Annotated in this window: 25 protein-coding genes; 12 read left to right on the forward strand and 13 right to left on the reverse strand. The window is 49.3% G+C overall.

Translation table 11 applies throughout. From position 1 onward, the window contains the following. Window positions 1-917: porin (locus tag A918_RS0101810; RefSeq protein WP_022709400.1), on the reverse strand; the 917-nt coding region annotated here is incomplete at its 3' end. 697 nt (window positions 918-1,614) lie between these two features. Here A918_RS0101810 and A918_RS0101825 point away from each other — a divergent pair. Then, window positions 1,615-2,367: a galactosyltransferase Lgt5 gene (locus A918_RS0101825; protein ID WP_022709403.1), complete on the forward strand. Its 753-nt coding sequence runs from the start codon at window positions 1,615-1,617 to the stop codon at window positions 2,365-2,367. Between the two features lie 61 nt (window positions 2,368-2,428). Continuing rightward, entirely contained in the window at window positions 2,429-3,211 is a 783-nt protein-coding gene (locus tag A918_RS0101830; protein WP_022709404.1) for a glycosyltransferase family 25 protein, read from the forward strand. Between the two features lie 82 nt (window positions 3,212-3,293). Here A918_RS0101830 and A918_RS0101835 read toward each other — a convergent pair whose 3' ends face one another. Further along, entirely contained in the window at window positions 3,294-3,788 is a 495-nt protein-coding gene (locus A918_RS0101835; protein ID WP_022709405.1) for a DUF2165 family protein, read from the reverse strand. A gap of 292 nt (window positions 3,789-4,080) precedes the next feature. Here A918_RS0101835 and A918_RS0101840 point away from each other — a divergent pair, with 292 nt between their 5' ends. Further along, window positions 4,081-4,368, forward strand: coding sequence for a hypothetical protein (locus A918_RS0101840; RefSeq protein WP_022709406.1), 288 nt, complete (start codon window positions 4,081-4,083; stop codon window positions 4,366-4,368). 95 nt (window positions 4,369-4,463) lie between these two features. Here A918_RS0101840 and A918_RS0101845 read toward each other — a convergent pair whose 3' ends face one another. The 7 genes from A918_RS0101845 to A918_RS0101880 form a co-directional block, all read right to left on the reverse strand. After that, window positions 4,464-4,727 (reverse strand): hypothetical protein, encoded by a 264-nt coding sequence (locus A918_RS0101845; RefSeq protein WP_022709407.1) that lies wholly within the window; start codon window positions 4,725-4,727, stop codon window positions 4,464-4,466. 220 nt (window positions 4,728-4,947) lie between these two features. Further along, window positions 4,948-5,634 (reverse strand): hypothetical protein, encoded by a 687-nt coding sequence (locus A918_RS0101850; protein WP_022709408.1) that lies wholly within the window; start codon window positions 5,632-5,634, stop codon window positions 4,948-4,950. Between the two features lie 228 nt (window positions 5,635-5,862). Continuing rightward, a complete protein-coding gene (locus tag A918_RS0101855) occupies window positions 5,863-6,108 on the reverse strand; it encodes a hypothetical protein (RefSeq protein ID WP_022709409.1) in 246 nt (81 codons plus the stop codon). A 39-nt stretch (window positions 6,109-6,147) separates the two neighbouring features. Beyond that, a complete protein-coding gene (locus A918_RS0101860; protein WP_245257277.1) occupies window positions 6,148-6,447 on the reverse strand; it encodes a hypothetical protein in 300 nt (99 codons plus the stop codon). 153 nt (window positions 6,448-6,600) lie between these two features. Next, complete coding sequence (locus A918_RS0101865; RefSeq protein ID WP_022709411.1) at window positions 6,601-6,798, reverse strand: hypothetical protein; 198 nt, start codon at window positions 6,796-6,798, stop codon at window positions 6,601-6,603. A 228-nt stretch (window positions 6,799-7,026) separates the two neighbouring features. Further along, the gene (locus A918_RS0101875) at window positions 7,027-7,368 is read right to left on the reverse strand and encodes a hypothetical protein (RefSeq protein ID WP_245257278.1); all 342 of its coding nucleotides are present in this window, start codon (window positions 7,366-7,368) and stop codon (window positions 7,027-7,029) included. 18 nt (window positions 7,369-7,386) lie between these two features. Continuing rightward, a complete protein-coding gene (locus A918_RS0101880; protein WP_028233251.1) occupies window positions 7,387-7,848 on the reverse strand; it encodes an EF-hand domain-containing protein in 462 nt (153 codons plus the stop codon). Between the two features lie 223 nt (window positions 7,849-8,071). Here A918_RS0101880 and A918_RS0101885 point away from each other — a divergent pair, with 223 nt between their 5' ends. Next, the gene (locus tag A918_RS0101885) at window positions 8,072-8,989 is read left to right on the forward strand and encodes an alpha/beta hydrolase (RefSeq protein ID WP_084664596.1); all 918 of its coding nucleotides are present in this window, start codon (window positions 8,072-8,074) and stop codon (window positions 8,987-8,989) included. A gap of 25 nt (window positions 8,990-9,014) precedes the next feature. Here A918_RS0101885 and A918_RS0101890 read toward each other — a convergent pair whose 3' ends face one another. From A918_RS0101890 to A918_RS0101905, 4 genes are all read right to left on the reverse strand, one after another. Beyond that, window positions 9,015-9,764, reverse strand: coding sequence for a F0F1 ATP synthase subunit A (locus A918_RS0101890; protein WP_022709414.1), 750 nt, complete (start codon window positions 9,762-9,764; stop codon window positions 9,015-9,017). Window positions 9,765-9,973: 209 nt separating this feature from the next. Next, on the reverse strand, window positions 9,974-10,216 hold the full coding sequence (locus A918_RS0101895; protein WP_028233253.1) for a YdcH family protein: 243 nt from the start codon (window positions 10,214-10,216) through the stop codon (window positions 9,974-9,976). A gap of 76 nt (window positions 10,217-10,292) precedes the next feature. Continuing rightward, window positions 10,293-11,612, reverse strand: coding sequence for an Hsp70 family protein (locus tag A918_RS0101900; RefSeq protein ID WP_022709415.1), 1,320 nt, complete (start codon window positions 11,610-11,612; stop codon window positions 10,293-10,295). 223 nt (window positions 11,613-11,835) lie between these two features. After that, window positions 11,836-13,008: a dihydrodipicolinate synthase family protein gene (locus A918_RS0101905; protein ID WP_022709416.1), complete on the reverse strand. Its 1,173-nt coding sequence runs from the start codon at window positions 13,006-13,008 to the stop codon at window positions 11,836-11,838. A gap of 169 nt (window positions 13,009-13,177) precedes the next feature. On the opposite strand from A918_RS0101905, the gene A918_RS0101910 reads away from it, so the two are divergent. From A918_RS0101910 to A918_RS0101945, 8 genes are all read left to right on the forward strand, one after another. After that, entirely contained in the window at window positions 13,178-14,227 is a 1,050-nt protein-coding gene (locus tag A918_RS0101910; protein WP_022709417.1) for a LacI family DNA-binding transcriptional regulator, read from the forward strand. Beyond that, window positions 14,224-15,234 carry a Gfo/Idh/MocA family protein gene (locus A918_RS0101915; RefSeq protein WP_022709418.1) on the forward strand — a complete coding sequence of 337 codons (1,011 nt, stop codon included), beginning with the start codon at window positions 14,224-14,226 and terminating at the stop codon, window positions 15,232-15,234. The genes A918_RS0101910 and A918_RS0101915 overlap by 4 nt, the downstream gene beginning before the upstream one ends. A gap of 4 nt (window positions 15,235-15,238) precedes the next feature. Continuing rightward, window positions 15,239-16,864 carry an acyl CoA:acetate/3-ketoacid CoA transferase gene (locus tag A918_RS0101920; protein WP_028233254.1) on the forward strand — a complete coding sequence of 542 codons (1,626 nt, stop codon included), beginning with the start codon at window positions 15,239-15,241 and terminating at the stop codon, window positions 16,862-16,864. Continuing rightward, window positions 16,857-17,636, forward strand: coding sequence for an enoyl-CoA hydratase/isomerase family protein (locus A918_RS0101925; protein ID WP_022709420.1), 780 nt, complete (start codon window positions 16,857-16,859; stop codon window positions 17,634-17,636). Before A918_RS0101920 ends, A918_RS0101925 begins: the two co-directional genes overlap by 8 nt. Continuing rightward, window positions 17,636-19,162 carry an aldehyde dehydrogenase family protein gene (locus tag A918_RS0101930; RefSeq protein WP_022709421.1) on the forward strand — a complete coding sequence of 509 codons (1,527 nt, stop codon included), beginning with the start codon at window positions 17,636-17,638 and terminating at the stop codon, window positions 19,160-19,162. Before A918_RS0101925 ends, A918_RS0101930 begins: the two co-directional genes overlap by 1 nt. A gap of 199 nt (window positions 19,163-19,361) precedes the next feature. Further along, window positions 19,362-20,603 carry an ABC transporter substrate-binding protein gene (locus A918_RS0101935; protein ID WP_022709422.1) on the forward strand — a complete coding sequence of 414 codons (1,242 nt, stop codon included), beginning with the start codon at window positions 19,362-19,364 and terminating at the stop codon, window positions 20,601-20,603. Between the two features lie 151 nt (window positions 20,604-20,754). Further along, window positions 20,755-21,633 carry a carbohydrate ABC transporter permease gene (locus A918_RS0101940; protein WP_022709423.1) on the forward strand — a complete coding sequence of 293 codons (879 nt, stop codon included), beginning with the start codon at window positions 20,755-20,757 and terminating at the stop codon, window positions 21,631-21,633. Next, entirely contained in the window at window positions 21,633-22,517 is an 885-nt protein-coding gene (locus A918_RS0101945; protein WP_022709424.1) for a carbohydrate ABC transporter permease, read from the forward strand. The genes A918_RS0101940 and A918_RS0101945 overlap by 1 nt, the downstream gene beginning before the upstream one ends. Window positions 22,518-22,520: the final 3 nt, after the last annotated feature.

Below are 22,520 nucleotides of genomic sequence, written 5' to 3' on the forward strand. Positions count from 1 at the left end.
TAAGCCTGTTTGCCGAAATCTTCGTAAGCAGCCTGCAGGTTGAAAGTAGCTTTGTCGGTTGCCTTGTACTTCAGACCACCCCAGACAGCCCAATCGCCGCCCCAGTTGCCGTACATGCCAACAGCTTCTTCGTAAGAAGCGTAACCGCCCTGTACCCATACGGAGAATACGTCAGTTACGTTTACGTCGAGGCGAACTTTACCAGCCCACTCTTCGATTTCAGAGTCGTAAGCTGCAACACCAGCGATCGAACCCCAAGCCTGTTCGAACTTCAGACCACCAACAACGTGTGGCATGTAGTCGTCGATTACGCCGTTGTAGGTTTTAACGCCATCGGTGAATGCTGTAACCTGTTCGCCCTGTTCAGCGGAGATAACTGCCGAGAAGCCGTTGCCGCCTTTGAAGGTGTAGCTGATGATGTTTGTGTTATATGCACCTGGCGATACAACGTCATCGTTGATTACGTCGCCGAGGTAGCCGGTGAGGGTGTGGAATGCTGAATCGGTTTTACCGATGCGCAGACCGCCCAGTTCGATGTAAGCGTGCTTCAGAGTGTGGCTGCCCTGTGCGCCGTCACCGAAGTTGAAACGGTTTTCGGTGAAGGTCTTCAGTGTACCGAGTTCGGTTTCCGAAGCTGTGTGTGTGCGCAGTGTGAAGCGGGTGTTGGTTGACCATGTTTTGCGGTCACGGCCGGAATACACATCGTCGCCAGCTTTAAAGTCAGCGCGAACATAACCGGAAAGACGCAGGCAGGTTTCTGTGCCTGGAATGTAGAAGTAGCCAGCGCCGTAAGCGTCGCAAACGCGCACATATTCTACTGCTTCTGGTTCTGGTGCAACGATGGCGTCGGCAGCCTGAGCGCCGGTTGCTGCAACGAGTGCTGCAGCGGAGCCGAGAAGAAGGCTCTTAATGGTCATTGTGTATTCTCCCGCGTAAGCGATTGATTGTTGAGACTTTCCAATTTTGAGATTCGGAAACATCTTGCGCTTCGGTTGATATGGAAGGCGGGAGGGTATGGAAATATGAAAAATTACTGAAATATGAGATGGAAATGACCCTGTATCTTTTTGGTCACAATTTAGTGAGTGGTAAAATTGTTGTGAGATTAGCGTGGAAAAAGGGTCTGATCGGATGAGGCCTTTTAAAGAGGCGGCTTATCTTAAAATTAGTGTCGTGAATATGAATAATTGTAAAATTACTAAATAAAATCAATTGTTTGTATTGATATTATTCGAGGTGGTTATCGTTGATTTTTGTGATATTTGTAACATGTTTATTACAGCGCTATTTTCAATGACTGCAGCATTTTTCTTAACTCACAATAAGTTGAAAACAGTGTTTTTCATTACGCGCCAGCTTTCCTGAACTTTTCCGGAATATCGCTGTCTGTAAAATAATTGGCGGACAGGCATGTCGCATTTTGACTTGAAATGCTCATTGAATATTCATGATTCTTTCAATCCATTCCTTCGTGCAAAAGGTGAACGCGCCCTGTTTATCCCTGTTTATAATATGAAGACATAGTTCCTAAATCTGCTGAACCGAATGCAAATGCTTGCTTTATACGGTGATGTGATTATTTAGCGGAATATTTTACGGCTATGGTGATGTTATATGACTACAGTAAATACGGTTTGGATCGGCAAAAAGCTTGGTTTAGTTCATGCCGCCTGTTTGCGCTCTTTGATACGCCATGGGCATGATGTTGTTTTACACGCATACGGCAAACCTGAAGATACTCCGGATGGTGTTCGGCTGTTTGATGCAAGCAAATTGATGGATGAGAAAGAGATCTTCGCCCATAAGACAACCGGAAGTCTGGCCATTGCTTCGGATATGTATAGGTACCGAATTCAGAGGGAGGGGTTAGGTCTGTATGTCGATTGCGATGTATATTGTCTCAAGCCATTTCCTGATGCTGATTATGTTCTCTCATGGGAGAGCAATACGTTATTAAACCCTGCAATTTTAAAGGTTCCTTATAATAGTAATTTATTGAATTCTTTATTGGAGGCATCTGAGGACCCGTATTTTATTCCACCATGGCTGCCTAAAAAAAAGCAATTGTCTCGGAGTTTTAAAAAAATTATTGGACGTGGCAAGCACGTTTCAGAGCAGGAATGGGGAGTTATTGGGCCTCAGCTTTTGACATATCATGTTAAAAAGCTGCAGTTAGAGTCATATGCCTATGCAATTGATGCTTTTTCGCCAATGTATGGAGCTGTATCTAATATGCTTTTCGAGGAGGGCTTAACTGTTAGTGATCTGGTTACGTCAAGGACAGTGGGCTTACATCTTTATAACTCTGGTCTGAAGGGTAAGGAAATAATACCCAATACACCAATATATGAGATTATTAATTCGTAAGACTGTTTCAGTTTTACTTATCAAGTTTTCATTTTTTTATCTCTGTTTGTAGTGGAGCGTGATGGAGGTATATCTTATCAATCTGGACAGGCGAGGAGACCGCCTGCAAGCAATACAAAAAACATTTGATAGAATAGGATTGTCGTTTATACGGATTGCTGCTGTTGATGGGATGTTAATGTCTCAGGAAGAGCGTGACTGGGTTTATAGTCTAACCCCAGGTGAAATCGGATGTTATCTAAGTCATAAAAAATGTATTGAGCTTATTGCAGCGTCTCAAAATGAATATGGTGTCGTTTTAGAGGATGACGTACAGTTTTCTGATGGTGTTGAAAGATATCTGACTGATATGAATTGGATACCAAAGGGTGCCGACATTGTTAAGCTCGATACCTGTGGGCATCTTGTTCATATAAAACATCTTGTCGAATTACCGGATGCTCGCATTCGGTTGGGACGGTTGTTGTCACCCCATGTTGGTGCTGCAGCTTATATCATGTCGCGAGAGGCAGCGAAGAAGTTATTATCTCTTCTTGATGATATGAACATTCCTATTGATCGTTTGTTATTTACACATGATCGCGGAGTGTTAAATAACATGACCGTTTGCCAGGTTATTCCTGCATTATGTCAGCAAAGCGGATCACCTAGTACCATTAATCTCGACAGAGATATCTGGATGCAGAAGCAGGTGAAATCCGCCAGGCCAAAACTCATGCAGCGAATGTTACGTGAAGTCAAAAGGCCGTTTAAGGCTGCGCTCTATAATACAATCTCTGGTTCCTCAAGATTGTACAGACGAGTTCGTATGGGGAAGCACTGGATAAGAGTCCCTTTCGGCTGAGTTTCGTAGAATGCTTCAGGCTTTTGTTGAGGCAAAGCAAAGCCCTGCCGCATATGGCTGCGGCAGGGCTGTTATTTAAATCTTATTCGTCGTCTTTATCCGGCTGAACCAGATAAATCAGAACCAGAATGATGGTCACGAAGAAGCGGAATGCGTCAGGTACGCCATTCCACTGTTTGGACATCCACATTCCGAACCATTCACCGCCCACCGACATAAAGGCGACCTGCCATGTCAGAAAGCCGAGGGTGAGACCTGCAACTGCAAGGTTTTTGCTTTTATTGAAAACTTTGGCAGGTTCATTGCGTGCTGCCAGCAGTTTGAAACCGGCAACCCAGCAGATAATGGCCGTCAGTGTTTCGAGGGTTATAATGCCAATATAACCTACGTGATGAAGCCATTCAGATTCAATGGCTCTGTACTTGATTGTTGCATCAGGAAAGATTGTATCCATGAGGAATACGTGATGCACAAATGCAAAGTTTGAGCCGTAATCTGTGATGTTGCCAAATGCTACCAAGGATGCAAATAGGGCAATTGCCATCACCATAAAGATTTTTGATAGACGTATGATCATATTGTAACTTTCTTTATTTATCGGGCGCGTAAGCACTCGGATATAATAAGCGCTTATCTGCGGGAGTGCTTAGGTTGGTTTTATAATTAAAACAATAATTTTAAGCTGATATATTTTTTATAAACAAAATAATCGCATTCAGATGCGGGATTTTCTGCGAGGATATGCCGGTATTATATTCTTTTTTGGTGCTTAATGATTGTCAAAAGTAACTCAGACGAACTGATATCTTGAAAACTTCTTGTTGATGAATTTACTGCACAACTATTGTTTAAATCATGGAAGATCGCAGATGAATATTCGAACTCGCCTGATAGCTGCAGTCGTCGTGGCACTCATCGTCGGTTTCGGTTTTATGGCCTATGATAAATATACGGATGCAGAGTGGGTTGTTTCACCGCAGACAATTGAACAGGCGCGCAATGATGGCCAAACGGGCGTAGAAACGCGTCCCGGTATTGTAGCCGTTCGTGCTATACGCAGCGAAATCGCTGATCTGTTGCCTTATAAATGGGCTGCCTATGGTTTTGCAGCAGGGCTTTTGGTGCTGTTTTCTACCCGTCAACGCAAAACGGCCTGATATGAGCTCAGATCATGCCTCACGCTGCGGGGCTTATCTATATAGCTGTATTTCAAGAAAGCGGGCTCCTTAGAGGATAAGGAGCCCGTTATATTTTAGCCTTTTATGGCAGACAGTAAGTCATCATATGCCTTACATGCCTGAGAATCATCCGCGCCATTGTATTTAGTGGCAAGTTCCTGAACTTTTGCCGACAATTCCTGCACTTTAGTCGGGTCTTTCATGATCGACTCTTGTAAGGCAGCATTCAGTTCCTGCGCTTTCTTGGCAATTATTTCCGGTGTGCATGCTGGCTCCTTCGAGCAGCCAGCTATTGTTGTTGCAGCAACAATAAGAGCAATACCTAAAATGCTTTTCATCGGTGTATCTCTCTGATCTGTGAATGAGATTTATTAACTGCCTGATCCTGATAAAGAGCAGGTGTCTCTTTCAGTATGAATTTTGCTTGGGAATCGGCAGTAATACCGGTTCAGGCCAAAGATTATCTTGGAAACTGATGCATTCTAAATCACTACTTGCGATATTCTGATGCAATATGTGTATTGTCTTTAAATGCGGGTGTGATTTTAAAATAACTGTTTAAGTGAGTGTGCGAATTATCATGGCACCAAAGATAAAGCACAGCAATCCTGTCAGGACATAGGTGACGGAGAAGGCGAAGAGCCAGCATTCGTTCAGGTTATAACGAAGCATATCCGCCTCTGTAACTGCTCTTGTTGCCAGATATTTCTTATATTGTGTTGATGCAAAAGCGATCAGCAATAAGAAACCGAAAATCAAAAAATAGGCTACGATCTGTAAGAACGGAAAGAAATTCCGGTGAATGCCCGGAACGCTCATTGTTGTGCGAAACAGGGCTTTCTGATGGGATAAGGGCGCAAAGATCAGCAATAATGAAATGATTGCGAACAGATACAGAGCGATGCGAAGCAGATGAATGCTTGCCGGATTTTTTACATAAGGAACCGGCGGAACCGCTGTGCCCCAAGGCGGAATTTTTGAGCTTGGATTATTCTGCACATACCAAAAATACCGGTGCATACCGCGTTGCATAAGCGGCATTGTCAGCAGAACTGTGATGCCGACGGTGACGTAATTCATCACATCTTCTAAGGTAATCGTCGAATCCGGATAATATTTATTGATGAAAATCAATGTGCCAATCACGGCAAACATAACCACTGCCGTCATGGGCATGGTAATGAACATGACTTTCAGAATTTCAATAACGGTTCTGCCTGGTGTTTTGGGTGCAAATGATGACATCGATAGCCGTTATTCATTGATTTTATAGTGCGGGACTTCTGTTCCCGTATTCTGAAGTGCTGAAATTAAAGCACAGACCATTCGCTGTGAAGTGCAGGGCAGACAGATATCTGTGCGGGTGTACCTCACTTTCAGGAGGCAGCAGCAAAGATAAAAGCGGCCGTCTTTGCAGAGGCCGCTTTCAGGTCGTGCATGCCGGCCAGTTCTGGCCGGCGCTATGTTGCGCTGTTATTTGCAGCGTGCGGTATAAATCTGGCCGCGGCTGTTACGGTATTCACAATAACCGTTACGCAGATTGCGAACCAGAAGACCACCGAGAGCGCCTGCACCTGCGCCGATCAATGCGCCTCTGCCGCCGCCGGCAATGCCGCCGATGACTGCGCCTGCCGCTGTACCAACGCTGAGATCTTTTTCTGTCGTTGTGCAGCCGGAAAGTGCAACAATGGCGGCCACAGCAATTATAAACATACGCATGGTAAGACCCTTATTGTTTGAGACCCTGATCTGTACCTATCAAAAACTTCCGGTTTTGTGGTTTCTGTTCTGCCAGTACCGGTTTCGCATGCGCGGTGCCATGAACCAAGCGATAAATGGTGTAATCAGAAAACTGCAGCCAATAACCAGAGGAATAAGATATTTGGCGTTTTGTGCCAGATCAGGGATTGTGAGAACGATGATCATCCCAATTCCAAAAAGAACTGCGTTAATCATCAGGCTGAGTAAAACGGCAATCTGAAAACGAGTGGACATTTCATTGCCTCCCTTATGCTCTGTCATATCAACGTCACCACAAAGAAATGGTTCCGCTGACATGGTTCTCAGGGCAAGATCTGAGGAGCAATGTCAGGATAAATCAAGTATTTCAGGCAAGCGGAAATTTAGCAAGTGATTGCTGATATGCTCTCACATTCTTGATGCATATTCTGCAGATGCGATATTTATGCTTCACCTGCAGAATACAGGGACTTACCGTTGTATACGGGTTGCAACATACCACCCGATAACCGGTGTGATGAGCAGAGCCGCACCGACAACCGCCAGCATCGGATAAATAGGTTTTTGTGCCAGAGAAGGCACTGTTAGAACGACAATGAATCCTGAGCCGACCAGAACAATAAATGCGATTGAGCCGATCATTGATGCCAGATGGAAATTAGTCGACATTTGTCCCTCCGAGAGTGGTTCTTAATATGAACCAGAAGCTCTGTGCCTTTGTCTCTGGCCGGTTTCGTGAAAAGCTGCAGGCAGATGTGAGCTGCATTCGCAGGCTGTTCTCTGCACAAGCGGCAATTTCCGAAGCGGTCAGTTCTTTCAAAGATTACAGGGAGGTTTTATCGCGCAAGTAATGGTGGTGCATTGATTAGGATCAAGCAAAGCAGGTTTCAGGCAGGTTCAGGAGCGGAGATTTTCAATGCGGGCGATCAATCCGGCGATTTCCTTCGGGTCTTTTATTCCGCTTTCATAAATACGAATGACGGTGCGCGCTAACTGATCTTTATTCTCGTCCGTTGTCGGGCAATAACCGAGAATCTCGCAGACCTCATTATAGGCGGTCTGAAGTGTCTTTATTTGTTCAGGTTTGTAAATTCCAAGATAATCAGTCTTTTGAAAAGGCATGATATCTCTCCTGTTTCTATAATTTGGTACTAAAATAAAAAGAAAATCAATGACTAAAAATTTCACTTTTTGATGAGCGGGACGGGTTTTTGCTCGGGAAAAAAGAAAGCCCGGCATTAAGCCGGGCTTTTGGTTTTATGGCTTCGGATGTTCATCCTGACCATGTTTGCCATGGTGTCCGTCTTTGCCATGGCGCTTACCGGCTTTTAACTCGCTCCGATCCAGTTTGCCGTCTTTGTTTTTATCCAGTTCGGCAAAGCGTTCTGCGCGCTTTTTCTCAACGGCTTCAAGCGAGATTTTTCCGTCGCCATTCACATCAAGGCGGCGCTCCATGCGGTCTGCCGAGCGTTTCACCATCATTTTGAGAGCATGGGCTTCAATTTCTTCGCGGGAGAGGATGCCGTCCTTGTCGGTGTCGGCCGCTTTTAACTCATCCATGCGGGAGAATTTTGCGAGATCAATCGGCTCACGCTCAGGCTTTTTGGAGGTCTGTTCAACAGTTTTTTCAGTATTCGTTTTCGATGCATCCTGTGCAAGAACAGGTGATGCGAGTACAGATGAAGCAACGAGTGCAAGAATTAAAGTTTTTGTATTCATGGTAATTATAACTCCGTCACAAATTAACTTGAGCCTTTAATTGGCATGGGAGTAATATCTAGCTGTAAATGTGTACTGAATATGAACAAACCAATTACAAATTTGTAATGTTCTGCAGTATGAATTTCAGACTGTCATATTTTCAATCCGGCCTGTAATTTACCATGACCAGATAATGCCCGATAATAAATGAATGTTGGTACTGATGCGCATTTTGAATAAGATGTCTGAGCTACTTTATCTCATTGCATTTCTTGGCAGTTTTTTAGCGATGCAGCTTTATGGAATGGCCAATGTGATGGCGGCAGAGCAGGGTGATCCGGTGACTTCAGTTTTTGATATGCGTGCAAACGGGATTGATTACCGGATTTTTGTTGCTGCGCCAAAAACTGCGGAAAATGACAAGCCCATGCCGGTCATCTATATGATTGACGGCAATTCGACCTTTCCGATGGCCGTGGATGTGGTGAAAAAAAGGCCGCAATTGCGCGCACTGATTGTCGGTATCGGTTATCCGACACAATCGCGCGAAGATATTGTGCGCTCCAGATATTATGATCTGACACCGGAAACGCCTGCGGAACTGATCCCTTCACGCGGAAATAATGCTGATCTGCCGCGCACCGGAGGCAATACCGCATTCCTGAATTTCATTGAACAGCAAGTGAAACCGGAAATAGAGCGGCGCTATGCCGTTGATAAAAACAATCAGACCCTGTTCGGCCACTCCCTCGGGGGCTTATTCACGCTGCATGCGCTTTTCAGTGAAAGAGGAAGCTTTCAGACTTATAGCGCTGCTGACCCGTCTGTCTGGTGGAATAACCGCTCAATTCTGAAAGAGAAGGATCGTTTCATTGAGCAGGCAACAGAGACGGGTAAGCCGGTCAAAGTGCTGATTGAAACGGCAGGCAAGTCAGTGATGCGTGAGGGCGTTGACAAGGATCGTGCAGCGCAGCTGAAGGCATTGCGTGGCGGGCCGAATGGCAGGGATATTTATCAGGAGCTGGTTGCGTTGCCTGGCGTTTCAGCAAGCTTCCATCAATTTGCCGGTGAAAGCCATGGTTCAATGCTGCCATACGCAGTGGAAGATATGCTGCGTTTTGTACTGGAAGATGTGAAGCCGGTTCAGCCGCCGGAGTAAGTGGCGGCTGAAAGTCTCTGATATTTTAATGGGACGGATGCAATGCATCATTCAGATACATGCAAGTGAGCATGGTGAAGACATAGGCCTGAATCACTGCCATCAGAAATTCGAGGGCGGTGATGCCGACTGTCATTGCCAGTGGCAGAATGGCGGTGATAACGCCCAATGTGCCAAGGCCGGTCAGGGAGACAACAAATCCTGCGAAAACTTTCAGCGTAATATGACCTGCAAGCATAACGGCGAAGAGACGAACCGAATGGCTGACCGGTCTTGAGAGAAAAGACATAATCTCAATCGGTACAATAATCGGCGCCAGAATAAGTGGCACGCCTGACGGCATGAAAAGGCGGAAAAATTTGGTTCCGTTGCGCACAAAGCCATAGATTGTCACGGTCAGGAAGACAGTCATGGCAAGGCCGAATGTTACAATAATATGCGCTGTTACAGTGAAGGCATAAGGGAACATTCCGAGCAGATTGGCCGTGAGAATGAACATGAAGAGGGAAAAAACCAGCGGAAAGAAACGTCTGCCTTCTTCACCGGTATTATCCCGCAATGTCGTGGACACAAATTCATATAAAATTTCGGACGAGGATTGCCAGCGGTCAGGGATAAGGGTTCTGCCGCGTGCCGATAAAAACAGATAGGCACCGGCGCCGATTGTGGCAATCAGCATGAACAGGGCTGAATTGGTAAAAGCGATCTGAAAGCCGCCGACTTCACCAAATTCTGCCAGTGGTTTGATTTGAAATTGTTCAATTGGTCCGGCCATATGATGTACTCCCTGGCAGGCGGGGTCGTCCCCGTGGGTTACACCGGCGCAGGTCGTCCTGCGCTATGTACTTGCAGCAGAGTAGAGCGATTCGGACAGGGCACGCTATCAATTGTAGAAAATAATTGGCCGGTCAAAAAAAGAGCATTTTCAATGGTTGAGATTGAAAATGCTCCTGAGGACTGTGTTTTCAGTCGCTATGCGAGATATCAGGCCTGCTGGCTGAGTGCCTGTTCAATCTCGTCTTTCAATGCAAGACGACGCTTGCGCAGAGCTGTTTCATTGTCCTGACTGGTCGGCTCAATCTTTGTTTCTGCGCGGTGAATCTGATCATTCACGTCGTCATATTCCTCAAGCACTTTGGCAAAGCGCGGATCAGCGGCTTTCAGGGCATGAATTTCATCCAGTTTGCCCGGAAATTCTTCGCCAAGTGTATGCGGTGTATTGGACATGCTGTTTCCTTCCTTGATTTATTTTGTTGAAGGATTCTTCGCATGAGTCTGAGCTCTTTACATTGATCAGGATCAATCAGAACTTGACTGACCAGCGTTCAATATCATTGCTCTGACCGATCAGTGCGAGGCCGGTGGCAATGGAGTCGAACTGGTTGCTGCTGGAAACATCCGCATGTTCAAATTGCTGCGAGAACAGGGTTTTAATCGCCGGAACAAAAGATGTGCCGCCGGTGAGGAAGACGCGGTCAATATCTTTATCCTGCAAACCGGCATTCCGTACTGCGCTGTCAACGGAGGCGGAGATTGCCTGCATATCTTCGGCAATCCATTTTTCAAAATCCGAACGCTGAATTTGGGCTTCGATTTTAAAATTCTCGGCTTTGAAATGCAGATCGGATGTCTGGGATGAGGACAGGCCTGCTTTGACATCGGATACGACGCGGTAAAGCTCGAAGCCGTAATCGCCTTCAATCATTTCAATGAAGTGGTTGAGGGCTTGCGGATGTTCTGCCTGCGATGCAAGTTCATGAAGCTCCCGAAGTGTGGACGGGGAATTCATCAGAAACAGGGTATTCCAGCGGGCAAAATTCGCAAAATAATGGTTCGGAACCTGCAGTACTTTGCCAAAAGACTTGTAATTGCTCTTCTTGCCGAGCTTGGGAGAGACCACATTATCAATGATGCGGTAGTCAAATGTATCACCGGCAATGCCCAGACCAACCTGACTGAGTGGTGTTGAAGTCAAACCACTTGCGCCGACCTCAAAATTTACGATCGAAAAGTCGCTCGTTCCGCCGCCAAAGTCGGCAACCAGCACCGTCGATGTATCTGTCAGCTTCTGCGCATAGAAATATGCCGCTGCAACCGGCTCATAAACATAATGAATATCCGTGAAACCGAAGGCGCGCAGTGCTTTTTCATAGCGTGCCATTGCCAGAGCTTCATCAGGATTATGGCCTGCAAAAGTAACCGGACGACCGACGATGACTTTGTTGCCGCGGGAGGGCAGTCTGTCTCCGAGGCGTTCAGCCAGTGTTTCCAGAAAAGTCTGTAACAGATCTTCGAACTTAAAGCGCTTGCCGTAAACCGGCGTATCGGTGAAGGATTTGCTCGCGGCGAAGGATTTGAAGGATTGCAGGAAACGGCAATTATGCGGATCAGCAATGAAGCGATCCATCGCCCACGGGCCGCTCTCGACATTGCGATGGCCTTTATTACCATCCTGCCAGAAGCACAGCACGGAACGATAGGCTGAAACGATAGCATCATCTTTCGGGAAGCTCATAACTTCGGCAATGCCATTACCGTCTGCTACGGCAATAACAGTGTTGGTTGTGCCGAAATCAAGGCCGAGGGTTATCTTCTCCGAGGGTGAGTGATTTCCCGCAGTCATTGTTCAAATCCTTGCATCTGTGCCCGAGAGAGATATTGGGGAGGCATCTTTGAGAAAGCCGCCTTTATAGCCGTTTGGAACGCAGGGTCAATTGAACAGAGAGCAGGATTTCACAGCATAATTCCTTAAACTTGAATCGGTTTAAGGTAAAATTATGCTGCAAATATAAAGTATTAGAGCGACCTTTGTGCGCCAAATAGGGCGCACGGCGCTCTGAAGAGACTTATTTCACGCCTTGTGTGCTTAGCCAGTTTTGCATGCGGCGGATAGCCAGATCCGGCCTGTCGAGCACATTGGCCTGATCTGCCAGCCGGAAAATATCGGTGTAATGCAACAGGCCGCGTGCCGATTGCATACCAGCAGGCATGGTGAAATGATTTTGATGGCCGTTCAGCCATGCCAGAAATACGACACCTGCCTTGTAATATTGTGTCGGTGCCTCAAAAATTTTACGTGATAAGGGCACGGTCGGCTCGATCACCGAACGGAATGTTGCAGTGTCACCGGCGGCAAGCGCATTCAGTGCATAGGAGGCTGAAGGAGCGACCGCATCGAAAATGCCGAGCAGGGCATGACTGTAGCGATTGTTGTCTCCCTCAATGAGTTCTGCATAATTAAAATCATCGCCGGTGAAGCACAGTACCCCCTCAGGCAGACGATTGCGCAGTGCAATCTCGCTGGCACTGTCGAGCAATGAGATTTTAATGCCCTCAACACGGGAACGGTTATCATTGATGATTGCCAGAACATTTGTGAGTGCATCATTAAAACGGCTGTCTGCCTGCCCCGTCCAGTAGCCGCCAAGTTGCGGGTCAAACATTTCACCCAGCCAGTGCAGGACGACTTTGTTCTGTGCCTGAGAGAGAATACGATTATAGACAAGCGCATAATCATCGGGGCTGCGGGCTATATGTGCCAGAGCGCGACTGGCCATCATAATGGCGCGGCCGCCATGTTTCTCCACAAATTCCAGCTGGGTTTCATAGGCTCTGATCACATCATCAAGAGATCTGGCGTCAGCTGGTGCCAGCTGGTCAGTTCCAATTCCGCAAGCGAGATCTGCACCTTTGACAGTACGGGCGGTTTCCAGTGAGCGGCGGATGAGTTGCTGTGCGCCGTTCCAGTCCAGCCCCATACCGCGTTGCGATGTATCCATGGCTTCGGCAATTTTGAAACCGAGGCTCCAGAGATGATGACGAAACGCCATTGTTGCGTCCCAGTCGATGGCGGGGCGGTTCCACGGATCAGTTTCACGCAGCGGATCGGAGACGATATGGGCGGCAGCATAGGCTATGCGATTGAACTGCGACAGTGTTTGCGGACGAGGCACGACAGTGCCTGTCAGATGATAGTCTGTGATAGTGCCGTCTGCATTCGGAAGCCGCAACATTGCCATGGTGCTGTAATCTCCGGAAAAGCGATAAAATTTAGATCGTTCCAATTTTTGAAAGAGTAATTCAATTTTTTACAGATGCAACAGGCAATTTGCATCGATTTTCCGGATTAATCTTTACTTGACAAATTTGGAACGATCTAATTTTATGAGGGGAGACAGGGAGAATGCCGTGAATAAAAAGCGTGTCACCGTTGTTGAAATTGCACAGGCTGCGGGCGTGTCCAAGTCGACCGTATCGCTTGTTTTGCAAAATTCTCCGCTGGTGAATGAGGCCACAAGGGCTAAAGTGACCGCTGTTATCCGCGAGCTTGGTTATGTCTATAATCGCGGTGCGGCCAATCTGCGCCAGTCCGGCTCCAATTCAAAAATTATCGGCCTTGTCGTCAATGATCTGACCAACAGCTTTTTCGCAGAACTTGCGGTCGGGGTTGATATGGTGGTGCAGTCGGCAGGCTATGTGCAGTTTCTCTCGCATACGGGAGAAAGTCCGGATCGTCAGCGCGAAGTTATTACCTCTATGCGTGAGCACGGTATTTCCGGACTGATTGTATCACCTGCGCGCGGCACGCAAGCCATTGATCTGAAGCCGCTGATCGCCAGCGGAATTCCGGTTGTTGCGACTGTGCGCAATGTGGCTGGTGCCAAAGTTTCTTCTCTGATGTCGGATAATCACGGCGGGGCAATGGCTGCGGTTGAGCATCTGGTGGCGCTGGGGCATCGCCGGATCGCCTTTCTCGGCGGTTTTGCCGATACAGGCGTGTTTACTGAGCGCTATCAGGGCTATGCGGATGCTCTGCAACGGGCAGGCATTGTGCTCGAAGAGGCGCTGATTATCGGTTCTGCGCCATCCCGCGCTGGTGGTGTGGATGCCATAATGCGCGCAATGCAGCTTGCGGACGAACCGACAGCCGCGCTTTGTTTTAATGATGCGGTGGCATTCGGTGTGTGTGACGGGTTGAGGGCGCAGCGCTTGGAGCCGGGTGCTGATTTTGCCGTTATCGGTTTTGACGATGTGATTGAGGCCAAATCTGCGGTTCCGGCACTCACAACGGTCTCCGTCGATCCGCAGGGCATGGGGCTGAAGGCGGCGCAGTTACTGCTCAAGCAAATCAATGCAGGGCAACCGGAAGCCGAGGCGATTGTCAGTTCCGTGCGCCTAGTCGTGCGGGAAAGCTGCGGTGCGACAAAGCAAGGGGAACAGCGGAGGATTACGGGATGACAGTGCGGTGGGGTCTTATCGGCGCAAGTACAATCGCCTCAGAATGGGTGATTGATGCAATCCGTGCAACGGGTGGTGAGGTTGTGAGCGTGATGAGCAGCAGTGCTGAGCGCGGCGAAACTTACGCGAAAGAGAACAGAATTCCCCGATCTGTCACCACGCTTGATGCGCTGGTCAATGATGCGGAAACCGATGCTGTCTATATCTCGACAACAAATGAGCTGCATCGCGATCAGGCTATAGCTGCGATAAAAGCAGGCAAACATGTGCTGTGTGAAAAACCGCTGGCACTTTCCTTTGAAGATGCCCGTGCCATGGTTAAGGCGGCCAGAGCGGCGGGGGTGGTTTTTGCCACCAATCATCATTTGCGCAATGCTGCCAGTCATCGTGCCATGCGCGATGCCATTGCTGCGGGAAGGATCGGCAAGCCGCTCTCCGCACGGGTTTTTCATGCTGTTTATCTGCCACCGCATTTGCAGGGCTGGCGGCTTGATAGACCGCAGGCCGGTGGCGGTGTTATCCTCGATATAACCGTGCATGATGCGGACACACTGCGCTTTGTGCTGAATGATGATCCGGTTGAGGCGGTGGCTTTCGGCCAGTCCGGCGGGATGGGAAAACAAGGGCTGGAAGATGCGGTAATGGGCGTTCTGCGCTTTAAATCCGGCGTGCTTGCTCAGTTTCATGATGGTTTTACCACGCAATTTGCTGAAACCGGATTTGAAGTGCATGGCACGGAAGGCTCACTGATTGCCCGTAATGTGATGACGCAGAAGCCGGTTGGTTCCGTCATCTTGCGCAATGCGGAGGGCGAGCAGGTTTTGCCGCTGGAGCAGCATAATCTTTATGAAACTGCGCTGGAGGCATTTCACAATGCGGTCAAAGGTAAAGGCGCAGTTTCTGCCAGCGGTGAAGATGGTGTCCGGTCTCTGGCAACCGCGCTTGCCGTGGCGCAATCCGTGAAAAGCGGCAGTGCCGTGCAAATCAGAACCGGTTTGGGAGAGTGATAATATGAGCAAGCATATTACTCCCGCACAGGCCGCGGCTCTGATCCCCGACCATGCAGTGGTTACCGTTTCCTCATCAAGCGGACTTGGCTGCCCTGATCTGATGCTCAGAGCTATCGGTGAGCACTTTGAGGCAACAGGCCATCCGCGTAATCTCACGACGCTGCATCCGATTGCGGCTGGAGATATGAGCGGTATCAAAGGCATCGATCATATTGCCAAAAAAGGTCTGCTGGCGAAAATTATCGGCGGGTCTTATCCGTCCGGCCCGTCATCAGCAGAACCGCCGCTGATCTGGCAGATGATCGGTGCGAATGAAATTCCTGCCTATAATGTGCCTTCCGGCATTCTGTTTGATATGCATCGTGAGGCTGCTGCCAAACGACCTGGCGTGATAACTAAAATCGGACTGGATACTTTTGTCGATCCTGACCGGCAGGGCTGCGCCATGAACGAGGCAGCACAGCGGGAGCCGGTTGTGCGCAAGATTGAATTTGCGGATGAAGAATGGCTCTATTTTCCCAATATCATACCGCAGGTTGCCATCGTTCGGGCAACAACGGCTGATGAACACGGCAATCTCACTTATGAGCATGAGGGAGCCTATCTCGGCGGGCTGGATCAGGCATTGGCCGCCCGTAACAATGGCGGCATTGTTATCGCGCAGGTGAAGCGCATTACCAAGCAGGGCTCGCTGAAACCGCATGATGTGCGTGTTCCGGGTATGTTGGTCGATTATATTATTGTTGATCCGGAACAGAAACAGACAACGCAGACAGTTTATGATCCGGCGATTTCCGGTGAGATTTTCAGACCATTGGAGAGTTTCCGCGTGCCGGAATTCAATGTGCAGAAGGTCATTGCACGCCGTGTTGCGCAGGAGCTTGAAGCGGGAAGCTGCGTTAATCTCGGTTTTGGTATTTCTGCCAATGTGCCGCGTATTTTGATGGAAGAAGGGCTGCATGGCTCAGTCACATGGGTGATCGAGCAGGGCGCTGTCGGTGGTGTACCGCTGCTGGATTTTGCATTCGGCTGTGCCTCGAATGCTGATGCCTATATGCCTTCGCCCTATCAGTTTACCTATTTTCAGGGCGGCGGCTTTGATGCCTCGCTGCTGTCCTTTCTTGAAATCGGACGTGACGGTTCCGTCAATGTATCGCGGTTGTCTTTCCGCCCGCATGTGACGGCGGGTGCCGGTGGCTTTGTCGATATTACTGCGCGGGCAAAGAAAATTGTCTTTTCCGGTATGTTTAATGCAGGCGCAAAGCTCGGCATTGAAGGCGGAAGGCTGGTTATTGAAAAAGAAGGCAAGCTGAAGAAGCTGGTGAATGAAACGGAGCATGTTACGTTTTCCGGCAGCCGTGCCGTCGCGCAAGGACAGGATATTACCTATGTGACTGAACGCTGCGTGATGAAGCTGACACCACAGGGCATCATGCTCACGGAAATTGCACCGGGTGTGGATTTGCAGGCGCATATTCTGGAGCAGTCGGAATTTCCGCTCATCATTTCGCCGGAACTGAAACTGATGGATGCTGCTTTATTCAGGGAAGAACCACTTGGCCTGACTTTGCCGGAAAAACCGCAACTTATCTTGCAAGAGCAGATCGAGGGGGGAGATCATGACTGAGCCGCGTATCATAACCTCCCGTGACGGCGCCATTGCCACGATCACTGTCACACGGCCGGATAAGCTCAATGCATTTGATATTGAAATGCTGAAGGAATTGTCGGCGGCCTGTGATGCGGTTGAGGCGGATAGTGCTGTGCGGATTGTTATTCTCACCGGCACGGGCAAAGCCTTTTCTGCCGGTGGTGATATCAAAGCATGGGGCGCGATGCAGGCCAATGAATTCGGCCATCAATGGGTGCGTTTCGGTCATCGGGTTTTTGACCGGCTGGCAACATTGCGGATGCCGCTGATCGCCGCGATAAATGGTCATGCTCTTGGTGGCGGGCTGGAACTTGCCGGAGCGGCGGATATCCGCATTGCCGAAAAGCATGTTACAATCGGCCTGCCGGAAACATCACTCGGCATGGTTCCCGGCTGGTCCGGCACACAGCGTCTGGTGCAGCGTTTTGGTGCGCAGATTATCCGGCGTATGGTGCTGGGCGGCGAGATGTTCTGTGCTGAGGAAGCCTGCAAATTTGGGCTGGTGGATCAGGTTGTTGAAAGCGGCTCAGCTTTGGAGGCTGCCAAGGCCTATGCAGCGCGTATTGTGACACGCGGGCCTGCGGCGCTTGAAATATCCAAGCTGATGATCGGCGTTGCCAATGGCGAGGATAATGGCGCAGCGGTTGAAACACTTGGTTCCATGCTGGCCGCCAAAACCGGTGATCTCAAAGAAGGAGTTGCGGCTTTTAGCGGCAAACGTCCGGCAAATTTCAAAGGAGAATGGTAATGGCCGTTCTGATTGTGCCCAAGCCTCCGGCAGATATTGCTGTTCGTGATTTTAAAATGCTGATTGCTGGCGAATGGGTGGCCGCAGTCTCCGGCAGGATGCTGGAACGCATTGCACCGGGGCACGGAGTGCCGGTGAGCCGTTATCCTGAAGGCAGTCATATTGATGCAGAACGCGCGATTGCTGCTGCAAAACAGAGCTTTGATACTGGAATATGGAACAGCAAAACCGGTGCCGAACGCTCCAATATCCTGCTGAAAATCGCGGATATGATTGAGAAACGTGCAGAAGAACTGAGTTTCTGGGATGCTGTCGAGGCTGGAAAGCCGATCAGTCAGGTGCGGGGCGAGATTGCCGGTGCTGTTGATATCTGGCGCTATGCGGCGGCACTTGCCCGTGATTTGCATGGTGAGAGTTATAATACACTCGGTGACGGCACGCTGGGCGTTGTGTTGCGCGAGGCAATCGGCGTTGTGTCGATGATTACGCCGTGGAACTTCCCGTTTCTGATTATCAGCCAGAAGCTGCCTTTTGCTCTTGCTGCCGGATGTTCCTGTGTGGTCAAACCGTCGGAAATGACATCAGCTTCCACGCTGATCCTCGGTGAAATTCTGACCGAAGCGGGTGTTCCTGCCGGTGTTGTGAATATTATCACCGGTACGGGTGCCGGTGCGGGAGCACTGCTGAGCACACATGCTGATGTGGATATGGTGTCTTTCACCGGTTCAACCGGTGTCGGTCGTCTGATTATGGCGAATGCAGCGCAGACACTGAAAAAAGTGTCGCTGGAGCTTGGCGGTAAGAACCCGCAAATTGTCTTTCCTGATGCGGATCTGGATGCATTTATTGATGCTGCGGTGTTTGGCGCCTATTTCAATGCCGGTGAGTGCTGCAATGCGGGTTCACGTCTGATTCTGCATAAAGACATCGCGGATGATGTGATCTCCCGCATTATTGATCTTACCAAAAAGGTGAGACTGGGTGATCCGCTTGATCCGCAAACACAGGTCGGTGCAATTATCAGTCCGCAGCATCTGGAGAAAATCAAAACCTATATATCCGGTGCCAAAGCGGATGGTGCTGCACTGAGTGCCGGCGGCGGAACCGTGGATTTTGACAGCGGTCAATATATGGAGCTGACTTTGCTGTCGGGCGTTACGCCGGATATGGCTGTGGCGCGTGAGGAAGTGTTCGGCCCTGTCTTGTCTGTGCTGACATTTGAAACTGCGGAAGAGGCAATTCATATTGCAAATTCCATAGATTACGGCCTGTCTGCCAGTGTCTGGAGCCGTGATTTCGACACATGTCTGACTGTGGGGCGCAAGGTGCGTTCCGGTACAATCTGGATGAACACTTTTATGGATGGCGCATCGGAATTGCCGTTTGGCGGCTATAAACAATCCGGACAGGGCAGAGAGCTTGGCCGCCATGCCGTTGAAGATTACACGGAAACAAAAACTCTGAATATGCATATCGGCTCACGAAAAACGCTTTGGGTGCGTAGCGGGAGCGCGGCTGAAGAATAATATTTTAATCGATTTGAATTTTGCAGAACACTGCTTGACGAACGGAGAATTGTAACGTCCTATTTCGCCTGACGGTTGGTCGTAAAAGAATAGCCCGATCAATCTTGCGAGCCGAAAATTTATGCTGTTCGGGAGGACAGCACGTAATGACCAAGCGGGAGGATTCCGCTGCTGACAACTTGCAAACGGGAGGAATACGATGCGCAAGTTTATGACAACAACAGCAATGGCTTTAGGTTTTATGGCAGGTGCGGCTCAGGCTGCGGAGAATGTAGAGGTGCTGCACTGGTGGACAGCCGGCGGCGAAGCGGCAGCTCTGGATGTATTGAAGAAAGATCTCGAAGGTAAAGGGATCGGCTGGACGGATATGCCGGTTGCCGGTGGCGGCGGCACAGAAGCGATGACCGTTCTGCGTGCCCGTGTTACCGCGGGCAATCCGCCGACCGCCGTGCAGATGCTCGGTTTTGATATTCGTGACTGGGCAAAAGAAGGCGCACTCGGCAATCTGGATGAAGTTGCGGGTAAAGAAGGCTGGGAAAAGGTTATTCCGGCACCGTTGCAGGAATTTGCCAAATATGACGGTCACTGGATTGCCGCTCCGGTGAATGTGCATACCACCAACTGGATGTGGATCAACAAAGCAGCACTCGACAAGGCAGGCGGTAAAGAACCGGCCAATTGGGATGAGCTGATTGCACTGCTGGATAAGTTTAAAGAACAGGGCATTACACCTGTAGCCCATGGCGGCCAGCCATGGCAGGACGGCACGATTTTTGATGCCGTGGTGCTGTCATTCGGCACAGATTTCTACAAAAAAGCCTTTATTGATCTCGATCCGGAAGCACTGGGCAGTGATACGATGAAACAGGCTTTCGATCGTATGACCAAGTTGCGCTCCTATGTGGACGACAATTTCTCCGGTCGTGACTGGAATCTGGCATCAGCAATGGTGATTGAGGGGAAGGCCGGTCTGCAGTTTATGGGCGACTGGGCAAAGGGCGAATTTGTCAAAGCCGGTAAGAAGCCGGGTGAGGATTTCGTCTGTATGCGTTATCCAGAGACACAGGGTGCTGTAACTTTCAACTCCGATATGTTTGCGATGTTCAAAGTTGCGGAAGACAAAGTTCCGGCGCAGCTGCAAATGGCTTCCGCGATTGAAAGCCCGACATTCCAGTCCGCTTTCAATGTCGTTAAAGGTTCGGCACCGGCACGTACCGATGTACCGGATACCGCCTTTGATGCCTGCGGTAAAAAAGCAATCGCCGATGTGAAGGAAGCCAGTGAGAAGGGCACAATGCTCGGTTCCATGGCGCATGGCTATGCCAATCCTGCCGCTGTTAAAAATGCGATTTACGATGTTGTAACCCGCGAATTTAACGGTGAACTGACTTCGGAAGAAGCTGTGAAAGAGCTTGTGGCAGCCGTTGCCGCCGCTCAGTAAACTGATTGCAAAACCGGAGGCTGCCTTTGCGCAGCCTCTGTGATCCGGCACCGATTGTGACCGGTCATTTATTGACAGCATTTGAAATTGAATTTTTTTAAGCGCCTGTCCGGTTGTCTGGCCGGATATGTGCCAAGTGTGGTGATTGACCATGAATAGCCGCAGCTGGTTGCAGGAGCTGTTGCCAAAACTTGTCTTGGCTCCGAGCTTTTTTATTATCCTGATTTTTGTGTATGGCTTCATTGCCTATACGGGGCTTCTGTCGCTGACAGACAGTAAGATGCTGCCATCCTATAATTTCGTAGGATTGGAGAATTATTCCAAGCTCTGGGCGCTGCCGCACTGGTGGCGGGCAATTTCCAATCTGGCGATTTTTGCGTCGCTTTATATCATTATCTGCTCGGTAATCGGGCTGTTTCTGGCGATTATGCTGGATCAGAAGATACGCGGCGAAGGTTTTCTGCGCCCGATTTATCTTTATCCGATGGCGCTGTCCTTCATTGTAACCGGCACGGCATGGAAGTGGTTTCTCGATCCGGGTATCGGACTTGAACATACGATGCAGGTCTGGGGCTGGGAGAGCTTTCACTTCAACTGGATTAAAGATCGCAATTACGCGATTTACTGTGTGGTGATTGCAGCTGTCTGGCAGTCTTCCGGTTTTATCATGGCGATGTTTCTGGCCGGTTTGCGCGGCGTGGATAATGAAATCATCAAGGCCGCGCAGATAGACGGCGCATCGACATTTACGACCTATCGCCGGATTATTATCCCGATGATGCGGCCGGTCTTCCTGTCGGCTTTTGTGGTGCTCGCGCATCTGGCGATCAAGGCCTATGATCTTGTTGTTGCTTTGACCGGCGGCGGCCCCGGACAGGCAACCGAAGTGCCGGCAACATTTATGTATTCCTATACATTTACCCGCAATCAGATGGGGATCGGTGCTTCTTCGGCGATTATTATGCTGGCGATGATTTTCTCGATCATCATCCCGTATCTTTATGCAGAAATTCGCGGAGGGAAGCGCTGATGAGTGGTTCTGACAATCCGCAAAATGCAATCTCGCATAAAAGGCTGACACGGGCGCTGATCTATACGCTGCTGCTGATCTTCGCTGTTTATTATCTGCTGCCGCTTTATGTGATGGTGGTCAATTCTTTCAAGCCGCTGGAGGAAATCCGGCAGGGCGGTATGCTCAATCTGCCGCAAAGCTGGACAATCGAGCCGTGGCTGTCTGCATGGTCAACAGCGCAGATCGGTGTGCAGCCAACCGGCGTGAAGCCGTTCTTCATCAACTCCATTCTGATGGTGGTGCCTGCTGTTGCGATTTCTACCATAGTCGGTGCGCTCAACGGCTATGTGCTGACCAAATGGAGTTTTCGCGGTTCGAATATTTTCTTCGGATTGCTGCTGCTGTCCTGCTTCATTCCGTTTCAGATTGTGCTGATCCCGATGGCACGTATTCTCGGGATGCTGGGGCTCTCCGGTTCAATCTGGGGGCTTATCATGGTGCATGTCATCTATGGTCTTGGCTTCACAACTCTGTATTTCCGGAATTATTACGAGGCATTTCCGACAGAACTGGTGCGTGCCGCCCAGATCGACGGGGCAAGTTTCATGCAGATTTTCCGGCGCATTCTGCTGCCGTCTTCAGGGCCGATTATCGTGGTTTCAGTCATCTGGCAGTTCACGAATATCTGGAATGACTTTCTGTTCGGTGCGTCATTTTCCGGTGCGTCATCCACGCCGATGACGGTGGCGCTGAATAATCTCGTCTCATCCTCAACAGGGGTGAAGGAATATAATGTTCATTTTGCAGCGGCGATCCTCGCGGCGCTGCCTACGCTGATCGTTTACATTGTTTCCGGCCGCTATTTTGTACGCGGTCTGATGTCCGGTGCTGTGAAGGGATAAAGC

It is taken from the genome of Pseudochrobactrum sp. AO18b, assembly GCF_000409565.1.
GTDB lineage: Bacteria > Pseudomonadota > Alphaproteobacteria > Rhizobiales > Rhizobiaceae > Pseudochrobactrum > Pseudochrobactrum saccharolyticum.

Bases quoted from the DNA above. Each gene is read 5' to 3' on its own strand.
- A918_RS0101825 (WP_022709403.1), top strand. From the start codon at position 1,615: ATGACTACAGTAAATACGGTTTGGATCGGCAAAAAGCTTGGTTTAGTT.
- A918_RS0101830 (WP_022709404.1), top strand. From the start codon at position 2,429: ATGGAGGTATATCTTATCAATCTGGACAGGCGAGGAGACCGCCTGCAA.
- A918_RS0101835 (WP_022709405.1), bottom strand. From the start codon at position 3,788: ATGATCATACGTCTATCAAAAATCTTTATGGTGATGGCAATTGCCCTA.
- A918_RS0101840 (WP_022709406.1), top strand. From the start codon at position 4,081: ATGAATATTCGAACTCGCCTGATAGCTGCAGTCGTCGTGGCACTCATC.
- A918_RS0101845 (WP_022709407.1), bottom strand. From the start codon at position 4,727: ATGAAAAGCATTTTAGGTATTGCTCTTATTGTTGCTGCAACAACAATA.
- A918_RS0101850 (WP_022709408.1), bottom strand. From the start codon at position 5,634: ATGTCATCATTTGCACCCAAAACACCAGGCAGAACCGTTATTGAAATT.
- A918_RS0101855 (WP_022709409.1), bottom strand. From the start codon at position 6,108: ATGCGTATGTTTATAATTGCTGTGGCCGCCATTGTTGCACTTTCCGGC.
- A918_RS0101860 (WP_245257277.1), bottom strand. From the start codon at position 6,447: ATGTCAGCGGAACCATTTCTTTGTGGTGACGTTGATATGACAGAGCAT.
- A918_RS0101865 (WP_022709411.1), bottom strand. From the start codon at position 6,798: ATGTCGACTAATTTCCATCTGGCATCAATGATCGGCTCAATCGCATTT.
- A918_RS0101875 (WP_245257278.1), bottom strand. From the start codon at position 7,368: ATGCCGGGCTTTCTTTTTTCCCGAGCAAAAACCCGTCCCGCTCATCAA.
- A918_RS0101880 (WP_028233251.1), bottom strand. From the start codon at position 7,848: ATGAATACAAAAACTTTAATTCTTGCACTCGTTGCTTCATCTGTACTC.
- A918_RS0101885 (WP_084664596.1), top strand. From the start codon at position 8,072: ATGTCTGAGCTACTTTATCTCATTGCATTTCTTGGCAGTTTTTTAGCG.
- A918_RS0101890 (WP_022709414.1), bottom strand. From the start codon at position 9,764: ATGGCCGGACCAATTGAACAATTTCAAATCAAACCACTGGCAGAATTT.
- A918_RS0101895 (WP_028233253.1), bottom strand. From the start codon at position 10,216: ATGTCCAATACACCGCATACACTTGGCGAAGAATTTCCGGGCAAACTG.
- A918_RS0101900 (WP_022709415.1), bottom strand. From the start codon at position 11,612: ATGACTGCGGGAAATCACTCACCCTCGGAGAAGATAACCCTCGGCCTT.
- A918_RS0101905 (WP_022709416.1), bottom strand. From the start codon at position 13,008: ATGGCAATGTTGCGGCTTCCGAATGCAGACGGCACTATCACAGACTAT.
- A918_RS0101915 (WP_022709418.1), top strand. From the start codon at position 14,224: ATGACAGTGCGGTGGGGTCTTATCGGCGCAAGTACAATCGCCTCAGAA.
- A918_RS0101920 (WP_028233254.1), top strand. From the start codon at position 15,239: ATGAGCAAGCATATTACTCCCGCACAGGCCGCGGCTCTGATCCCCGAC.
- A918_RS0101925 (WP_022709420.1), top strand. From the start codon at position 16,857: ATGACTGAGCCGCGTATCATAACCTCCCGTGACGGCGCCATTGCCACG.
- A918_RS0101930 (WP_022709421.1), top strand. From the start codon at position 17,636: ATGGCCGTTCTGATTGTGCCCAAGCCTCCGGCAGATATTGCTGTTCGT.
- A918_RS0101935 (WP_022709422.1), top strand. From the start codon at position 19,362: ATGCGCAAGTTTATGACAACAACAGCAATGGCTTTAGGTTTTATGGCA.
- A918_RS0101940 (WP_022709423.1), top strand. From the start codon at position 20,755: ATGAATAGCCGCAGCTGGTTGCAGGAGCTGTTGCCAAAACTTGTCTTG.
- A918_RS0101945 (WP_022709424.1), top strand. From the start codon at position 21,633: ATGAGTGGTTCTGACAATCCGCAAAATGCAATCTCGCATAAAAGGCTG.